General features: G+C 46.4%; 6 protein-coding genes. All 6 read left to right on the top strand.

The window, feature by feature from the left end:
* Positions 1–441: 441 nt before the first annotated feature.
* The 6 genes from KQI26_RS14565 (at position 442) to KQI26_RS14540 (ending at position 8,234) form a co-directional block, all read left to right on the top strand.
* Positions 442–1,632, top strand: coding sequence for an XRE family transcriptional regulator (locus KQI26_RS14565; protein WP_216504978.1), 1,191 nt, complete (start codon positions 442–444; stop codon positions 1,630–1,632).
* An 851-nt stretch (positions 1,633–2,483) separates the two neighbouring features.
* Positions 2,484–3,149 carry a hypothetical protein gene (locus KQI26_RS14560; RefSeq protein ID WP_216504977.1) on the top strand — a complete coding sequence of 222 codons (666 nt, stop codon included), beginning with the start codon at positions 2,484–2,486 and terminating at the stop codon, positions 3,147–3,149.
* Positions 3,150–3,203: 54 nt separating this feature from the next.
* A complete protein-coding gene (locus tag KQI26_RS14555) occupies positions 3,204–4,247 on the top strand; it encodes an ArdC-like ssDNA-binding domain-containing protein (protein ID WP_216504976.1) in 1,044 nt (347 codons plus the stop codon).
* Between the two features lie 2 nt (positions 4,248–4,249).
* A complete protein-coding gene (locus KQI26_RS14550; RefSeq protein WP_216504975.1) occupies positions 4,250–5,083 on the top strand; it encodes a DUF3849 domain-containing protein in 834 nt (277 codons plus the stop codon).
* Complete coding sequence (locus tag KQI26_RS14545) at positions 5,073–5,291, top strand: transposon-transfer assisting family protein (protein WP_216504974.1); 219 nt, start codon at positions 5,073–5,075, stop codon at positions 5,289–5,291. Before KQI26_RS14550 ends, KQI26_RS14545 begins: the two co-directional genes overlap by 11 nt.
* Positions 5,292–5,474: 183 nt before the next feature.
* Positions 5,475–8,234, top strand: coding sequence for an AAA domain-containing protein (locus KQI26_RS14540; RefSeq protein WP_253292889.1), 2,760 nt, complete (start codon positions 5,475–5,477; stop codon positions 8,232–8,234).
* Positions 8,235–8,776: the final 542 nt, after the last annotated feature.

Raw genomic sequence — 8,776 nt, 5'->3', positions numbered from 1 at the left:
ATAATGGCAACGACTAAAATACCTGTCTGAATCAGATCAGAATATGTAACCATTGTCAGCCCCCCTTTCTATAAAGATCAGGGGGCAAGAAGCGCCCCTGATCTGGTCAGGGGAACTAACCGCTTGCCGTTTATCGGTAGCACCACAAAAGAGAATACCACAGCATTTGACAAAATTCAAGGACAGATCATTGCTCCAGCGGATCAAATAATGTGGTGATCTCCGGCAAAAAAAGGTTTTGACAGCGTAGGCAGACCGGAAGCATTTCGGTAAAAGAAATGGCTTTTCAGTCTGACAGTTGGTATACTAGCTGCTTTGCAGCTAGTATACTTTATTTTTACAGCCGTTTTCTCGTCCCGCAAACGGGACAACCGAAAACACGGCCAATATACCACTTCACTGTTGTTTCGTGGTATAATAACTTCAAATGGAGGTGAGCAAATGCCGAAAGAGTACGAATTGCGGTTGTTTGATGAGACCTTGCTGACCTTTACTCTGGAGGAAAAAGGAATCCAGGGCCTTGCGGCCCATGTGACCGGGGTGAAATCAGAAAAACGCAGTCTGCTTCCTTTGGAATGGCACGGAGACAGCTGTGATGAAAATTTGCTTCAATGGCTGCGGCGGCGGGTAATTCCAAAAAACCGCACCTTTGTGGACGAGATCTTGAAGACCTTAGGGCTGTCTGCCAATGACACAAAAGGCATTATTGATGTGTGCAGAGGGCTATCTTTGAATGACAGCTATTGGGTTGTTCCTGCTGGGTTTGAGGGCAGCTTTGCAGAGTATAATTTGTACGAAAATCGCTTTTCGGAGATCCTGGCTTTGGTGGCCTACACCGGTGCGGGAAGCAGCCATCAAGCGTTTACTACTTCGCCGGAACTGACCACCGGTGGTATGCTTCCCAAAGCCTGGCGGTTTTTGGGCAAAGAGGGAATTTGGCTGTACAAAGGTGGAACTTCCGGTGCGGCCAATACCGGAAAAGAGCCATATAGTGAATACTACGCTTGTCAGGTGGCAGAAGCGATGGGACTTCATGCTGTTCAGTATGATCTGGAAAATTGGAAAGGTATCCTGGCTTCCAAATGTAAATTGTTTACCGACATACACACTGCATTTGTTCCCATTGGACGGATCGTCACTTCCGGTGGTCTGCCAGCTTGTCTGGCTTATTATGAAAAACTGGGTAAGGATGCCTATGAGCAAGTCAAGAGTATGCTGGTGTTTGATGCCGTGATTTACAATGAGGATCGGCATTTCGGTAATTTTGGTATTTTGCGCAATAACCATACCGGCGAAGTGCTGGGAGCCGCACCGATTTTTGATAACGGCTTGTCACTGTTTAATTTTGCGATGGAATCCGATCTGGCCGACCTGGATGCATATGCCCGCACACGATCTACCCCTTATGGCAGCGTCACTTATGAAGCTGTCTGCCGGGAAGCGATGGGGAAGGTGCAGGCAGAACAGCTGAGAAAGCTGATTGGATTTACCTTCACCCGGCATCCTCACCTCAATCTGCCTGAAGAACGGTTGAAAGCCATTGAAGGACATATGCAAAAGCGTGTTCGTTATTTGTTGGAGCTGTCCCGGATGAAAAAACGGGAAAGAGCAGAAAGAGCTCCAGAGCGGTGAAACATCCATTGCTTCAGCGGATCGAATAATGTGGTGCTCTCCGGCAAAAAGGTTTTGACAGCGTAGGCAGACCGGAAGTATTTCAGTAATATTGACATTTCAGCAGCCTTGAACTATACTGAACATAGAAAAAGGGTGCCACCGGCAAACGGTTAGCCCCCTACCTGATTACTGAAGTAACCGCTGGTTTGGGAAGGCCGGGCGGTTACTTCTTTTTATTGGCCTGAATGAACAGGGCAATAATGGCAACGACTAAAATACCTGTCTGAATCAGATCAGAATATGTAACCATTGTCAGCCCCCCTTTCTATAAAGATCAGGGGGCAAGAAGCGCCCCTGATCTGGTCAGGGGAACTAACCGCTTGCCGTTTATCGGTAGCACCACGAAAAGAATACCACAGCATTTGACAAAATTCAAGGATAGACCATAGTGGGAATACCCAAGTATTTCTGCCTGGATATAATGCAAAGTGGGAAACATAATGAAGTGGGAAATCCTTTGAGATTTCCCACTTTTTCTTTGCCAGGAAAGGAGGATCAATTTGAAGGAAATAAAAGTGAAAAAGTATAGGGGGATTGTCCGGCGTATGATGGAACGGCTTTCAGAAAACGGGAAGGATTGGGCGAAGCCTCGTTCCACTGTTATCCAGGCATATAAATCTCCGCCTTGTGATCAAATGCACAGCTCAGGCAGAAGAAATCTTGATGGCGGAGCTGATCAACAACTAAGCCTGTTCCCTTCCGAGAAAGAACAAATACAGAAAATTGATGAAGCAGAGAATGCGGAAGCATCCTCTGCTTTTTCTGTTTCCCGACCTGTGGGCTGTATCGAATATCTTGGAACAGATGGAATGCCAGTGGAAACCATGGAATACACGGATGCCGATGAGTTTCTTGAAAAAATCAAGGAGGAAACCTTTTACGGCGTGCCCTTTACCGTTGTTTTCTACCGGGACAAGCAGGGACACACGATGTCACAGGAGTTTTTGATGGAGCTTGACCCTCCACCGATGGGATTCCGTGTGGAGGATGCTCCTGTGCTGGTTGAGGAGCGGGAACAGGTATCCCGGTATGAGGTTGTTGTTTATCACCATTTTGAGAATGGTTTTGATGAAAAACTGGACTATCCCACACTGGAAGAAGCGAAGGAAATCGCGCAGAAGTATGTGGCAGGCTCCATGGAGCCGGATGGCTTTGCCTACGAGGGGGCGGCAGTCTATGACTTGGTAGATAAAAAATATCTGAGCATTTATGGCTATTATCCAGATGAGAAGGCCCATGAGCAGCTCAAGGAATGGGACAATGCGTTTGTGGGAGAGGAGGAAGATCTGGAGCAGTATCCCATTTCTGCTCTGGTGGCTGGAAAGTGGAAAACCTTTTCCAATGGGGAAGCTGCGGCTCAAGCTATCGCAGAAGAAGGCTCCTTGGCGGGAAAAAGATTAATGGATATGGAAAATCAAAGGAAAAGAAAACGGGTGAAACACCAGAAAGAGCGAAGAAAAGATCTGGAGCGGTAACAGCAAGGGCCTGCTTGATAGCAGGCCCTTATGCTTTTTAGGAAAGGAGCAGATATGAAAGCAAAAAAAGATGCCCCCGATCGGATGGGGGAGATCACCCAGCAGCTGGAGGACGGTGTACGGAAGATCTTCGAAAGCGGAGAGTTTGAGCGGTATCTGCGCACCATGTCCCGGTTTCATCATTATTCTGTGAATAACAGCATCCTCATTTTCATGCAGCGCCCGGACGCTTCCCTGGTGGCCGGGTATACATCCTGGCAGAAAAATTTCCAGCGCCATGTGAAAAAAGGGGAAAAGGGGATTTTTATCCTGGCCCCTTGTCCTTACAAAGTAAAAAAAGAGCAAGAGAAAAAGGATGATCTGACAGGGCGTACTTTGCTGGATCAGGATGGTCAACCGCTGAAAGAAATGGTGGAGATCACACAGGTGAGTTTTCGTCCGGCAGCGGTATTTGATATCAGCCAGACGGAAGGGAAGGAACTGCCTACCATTGGAGTGGAAGATCTCCAGGGCCAGGTGTCGGAATACGACACATTGCTGGAGGCGCTGAAAGAGATCTCACCGGTGCCTATCGGCTTCGAAGAGATCTCCGGCGGCAGCAAAGGATATTATAGCTGGGGTGAGCAGCGCATTGCCGTTCAGGCCGACATGAGCCAGCTGCAAACGATCAAAACCATGGTGCACGAGATTGCCCATAGCAAACTCCACGCCATAGACAAAGATGCTACGCCGGAAGAAAAGGCGCAGCGCCCGGATCAGTATACCAGGGAGGTACAGGCAGAAGGGGTGGCCTATGTGGTATGCCAGCACCTGGGCCTGGACACATCGGATTATTCTTTCAGCTATGTGGCATCCTGGAGCACAGGGAAAGAATTGAGCGAACTGAAAAGCTCCCTGGATACCATCCGCACAGCTTCTGCTGAGATCATTGACGCCATTCAGCACCAAAAAGAACGCCAGCCTGAAAAAGAAAAATTGGGCATGGAAAAAGATGAAGAGCGATATCCATGCGTACCCCAAGCATTGGCCAGGAGGAAGCATCGGAAAATTGTTCCCAGGACCCCGAAAAAACATAAACAACATGAGGAGGTGCGATAATTATGGAAAAGAAAACACTCTCTGTGCTCGTTGTAGAACCGCAGAAGAAGCCCTATGCAAAAGAGATCGGTGGTGATCTGAAATCCCTTCAGCATGAAGTGGGCGGATACATTCAGGCTGCTTATCCCTTCTGCGAACCGGTAGCCTTGATCTGTGATGATGAGGGGAAGCTGTCGGGCAAAGCTCTGAACCGGGCTTTGCGGGATGAAGAGGGGCAGATTTACGATGTGGTGGCCGGAACTTTCTTGATAGCCGGATTGGGAGAAGAGGATTTCATTTCGCTGACTCCGGAACAGATGGAACATTTTATGCAGTATTTTCAGACCCCCGAGCAATTTTGGATAGGCAACGGCAAAATCATAGTATCGCCAATGAGAAAGGAGAGAAGTGCGGAACCGCCAGTGTATTGGCATACTGCAAAATATGCCAAAGAGCATGGCGAGAGCCAGGAATACAAGCTTTCTTACCAGGCCAATGAAAAGTGCAAAGAAGCAATTCAGCAGGCGATCAGCCGCCACTATGATGGAAGCCGGCTCTATGTGGATGCCGCAGTCAAGGAAGTACTGGGGATGTATGGAGCAGAGCGGGTGCAGTACCTTTTGGCCAACACAGTGCAGCGCAAAAATTGGGATGGAAGAATCTCCCCGGAGAATAAGGCTTGGGCAAAGAGCATACCCATTCCCGATGATAGCCGCAATGCATATCTGTGTCTGGACTGCGTGCATCCCGGTTTGATGGATCTGTTCCTTAACAAGGTGCGGGAAATCATACCGAAAAAGAAAAAGCATGAAAAAACAGCAGAGAAGAAAGAGAGAAAGCCGGGATATGAACGCTAAAATGTTGCAGTTTACGGTGGAAGAGACCAACCTTATTGGCATTTATCGGATGCCGTCTCGTTTGGAGACCATCCTGGAGCTGGAGCGTACAAAGAATCGGCTGGCTGATCCCATTATGCAGCAGGTGGCCAAGCAGGCTATGGTGAAGCTGGCAGAGATCTCTGATGAGGATTTTAATACCTGGGATTGGAGTGTAGCAGGAGAATAATGGAAGACCGGCAGGAGGGCAATATTGCCCTCCTGCCGGTCTTTTTTGCGCTTTGAAAAAAGTAAATAGAAGTCATGCAGGTTAGATATGTTCTGGTTATTTTCTCCATCATGTGGTATGCTAGCATGTGAGATATGTCATTGGATAGAGCCAAAAGATGTAGAAGAATTAGGAGCATATTCTATGATAAGTCATACAAGAGACTTGATCCTGGTTGACGGAAAAGACAGGACAGATTCCGTAGCGGAGGTCCGATTCGTCAGTGATATGTGCGAAGTCGTTTATGCAGGATCTGCAACACCATATCACTATCGCTGCAGCAGAGTACAGGTTCTCAAATTCAGGCAACAGCTTGATCCTGCTGAGTGGTTGGTCACGGTAAAAGGCAGACAGCTACAGCAAGTGAAAGCGATTTTTGATTTTGAAAAATATTATCGCATTCTCTATACAAATGGAAAGGTGGAATCCTACTCGCAGGAGGAAGTGCAGCTGTACCAGAACTGCTTGGCTGATGAGAAAATGAAGAATGTTTTTGAGTATTTTAAAGAAACAGCTTCTGCGGTCAGCCTTACCTTTGATAAATTCAACATTCTCGGGAGCCAATATGAACGATGCAAAACCATCAGCAGTGAGACTGTTTTGGCTAAGTTTTTGGATTGGACGCGAAAGCTGAAAAAGCATACACTTCCTAAAACGATATTATATCCCTTCGGTTTGAATCAAAGCCAGAAGGCAGCGGTGGAAAATGCGTTTTCCTCCCAGGTGAGTGTGATTCAGGGGCCACCGGGTACCGGAAAAACACAGACCATTCTGAATATCATTGCAAATGCAGTATACAATGGGCAGACGGTAGCGGTTGTGTCCAGCAACAATTCGGCCATCCTCAATGTGAAGGAAAAATTGGAAAAGAAGGGCTTATCTTTTCTCACGGCTTTCTTGGGAAGTAATGAAAACAAAGCTTCTTTTTTGGAGAACCAGTCAGGGAAATATCCAGACATGACTCCGTGGGCTGTGGAGCGCCAGTATGACAAAGAACGCTTGGAGAGGGAAGTGTCTGCGCTGTCCAAAGAACTGGATGAGATGCTCCGGGCGAAAAACCGTATTGCGGAAATTCACCAGGAACTTTTGGAGCTCAAGCCGGAACAATATTATTTTAATGAATATTACAAACATCGCGGACAGCGGGTAAAGCTGAAGATAGAAAAAATGTCTTCTGAGAGAATTCTATCTTTGTGGATCGAATATGAACGGTATGCAGAACAATGCGCCAGATCCGGTGGCGGTGGTCTGGAAGGAAGGAGGCCACTCCCCAAATGGCTTAGAAAAATAGTTATGGTATGTCGGTTCGGGCGTCCTATAAGCAAGATTTTTTCCTACGATCCTGAAGAGATCATTGCCTGTCTCCAGCATCAATTTTACATTGTGCGCCATCGGGAGTTGATGGAAGAAAAAGCAGCCCTGAATGAAAAGCTGAAGAAGTATTCATTTGACGCTAAGATGAAGGAACTAGAAGAGAAATCTTTGCGGATGCTTCAGAATAAATTAAGTGATCGATATGGAAATAAAAAGCAGAGAGCCTGCTTTTCTTCGGAAGATTTCTGGAAAAAAGCCAGTGCATTTACCAAAGAATATCCAGTCATTCTGAGCACTACATATTCCATTAAAAAAGTGTTGGATACAAATTACATATACGATTATCTGATTGTAGACGAAGCGTCACAAGTGGATTTGGCCACTGGTGTTTTGGCGTTTTCCAGTGCAAGAAACATCGTGATCGTGGGCGATCTTCAGCAGCTTCCCAATATACTCAAAGCAACGGATGTGCAAAAAAGTGAAGCAATATGGAATCGGTATTCTTTGCCGGAAGTCTATCACTTTTCTACACATAGTCTGCTGTCTGCTGCAGTAGAGGCGTGGCCTGACAGTCCGAAGGTGCTTTTGCGGGAGCACTATCGATGTCATCCCAAGATCATTCAGTTTTGTAATCAGAAATTCTATGATGGGAAGCTGATTGTTATGACCGAAGACCATGATGAAGCGGATGTTCTGACGATCTATCGGACAGCCACGGGAAATCACGCCCGTGGCCGCAAAAACCAGCGGCAGATTGATGTGATTCGGGAAGAAGTGATGCCCCGGCTGGAAAAACAGGGATATCAGGATATCGGAATTATCACGCCATATCGGGATCAGGTAGAGGCAATGAAAGCGCAGTTGGGAAGGGCAGCCGAAGTTGAAACGGTCCATAAATTCCAAGGACGAGAAAAAGAGGCAATCATACTCTCTTCCGTGGATAATGTGATCACAAAATTTGTAGATGATCCTAAAATGCTCAATGTTGCAGTATCGCGGGCAATTCGATCATTGACGGTCATCGTTTCAAAAGATCTCCGCAACGAAAAAACAAATTATGGTGATTTGGCACGATATGTCGAATATAACAACTGCGAAATAACAAATAGCGAGATCTATTCGGTTTTTGATTTGCTCTATCAGGGATATGCCCGGCAACGCCGTGCCTTTTTGCAGAAGAGGAAAAAAGTTTCGAAATATGATTCCGAAAATCTTCTGTATACGGTAATTGAAGATCTTTTGAAAAGGGATGAATTTTCCGTTGTCAGCTGTGCAATTCATGTGTCACTTGCCAGTTTGTTTAAGGATCACAGCAGATTGACAAAGGAAGAGACGCAATATGCAAGAAATCCGCTGACGCATGTGGATTTCCTCCTGTTTCACAAAATAGGAAAACTGCCGCTGATGGCCATTGAAGTAGATGGCACATCCACACATGCTCCGGGCAGTGTTCAGCAGTGGCGGGATCAGATGAAGAATCACATTTTCCAGCAATACCATATTCCATTGCTGCGCTTGAGAACAGATGAAAGTGGGGAAAAAGAGCGAATAGAACAAATGCTGCGAAATGTGTTGCAAAGAAAACAGTGAATTTGGCACAAAATCCAGCCGATGAACATTGTGCGTTCTTCGGCTGGATTGGAACAGCCGAAAAATCTGCGCAAAACTTCATGCGTCGGTGTTCCTGCCGGTCTGATGGCGGCATATTCCGTTCACAGTGGTACACAGAACGCAGCTTGAATATGCTGACCTGATACGAAACGGCAATCCTGTGAAGTATCTGAAATCGGTAACCACATATAAGCCTTTTGAGAACCGATTGCACTGCCGTATGTGGAAGAATCCTGCAGGCGGCTTTTCTTTTCGCAAGAAATTGCGAAATTTTATTTTATAATTAACATTATATCTTGATCTCTCTGGCTGCTCTGCAATATAATAATACCAAAATAGTTGATAAGGTACAATAAGGGACCTGTTGACAAAAGCAAAAAACTGCTGAAACCCATCGTGGCTCCAGCAGAATAATAAATTTGGGGATAGCGAAAGATGGCATTTTGCCATCCGCTTAAGATTTAGGGCCATGGCAGCAAGGAGGCATTCTTCCGTAGCCGCGAGAATGCCCCTTTTTCGAA

This window comes from Intestinimonas sp. MSJ-38, from assembly GCF_018917925.1.
Classification (GTDB): Bacteria; Bacillota; Clostridia; order Oscillospirales; family Butyricicoccaceae; genus Pseudobutyricicoccus.
The sequence above is the reverse complement of the archived record's forward strand: the minus strand, read 5'-3'. Positions and strand labels throughout refer to the sequence as shown.

What these genes read in the sequence shown, in the direction of transcription:
- KQI26_RS14540 (WP_253292889.1), top strand. Translation starts at nt 5,475, where the DNA reads ATGATAAGTCATACAAGAGACTTGATCCTGGTTGACGGAAAAGACAGG.
- KQI26_RS14545 (WP_216504974.1), top strand. Translation starts at nt 5,073, where the DNA reads ATGAACGCTAAAATGTTGCAGTTTACGGTGGAAGAGACCAACCTTATT.
- KQI26_RS14555 (WP_216504976.1), top strand. Translation starts at nt 3,204, where the DNA reads ATGAAAGCAAAAAAAGATGCCCCCGATCGGATGGGGGAGATCACCCAG.
- KQI26_RS14565 (WP_216504978.1), top strand. Translation starts at nt 442, where the DNA reads ATGCCGAAAGAGTACGAATTGCGGTTGTTTGATGAGACCTTGCTGACC.
- KQI26_RS14550 (WP_216504975.1), top strand. Translation starts at nt 4,250, where the DNA reads ATGGAAAAGAAAACACTCTCTGTGCTCGTTGTAGAACCGCAGAAGAAG.
- KQI26_RS14560 (WP_216504977.1), top strand. Translation starts at nt 2,484, where the DNA reads ATGCCAGTGGAAACCATGGAATACACGGATGCCGATGAGTTTCTTGAA.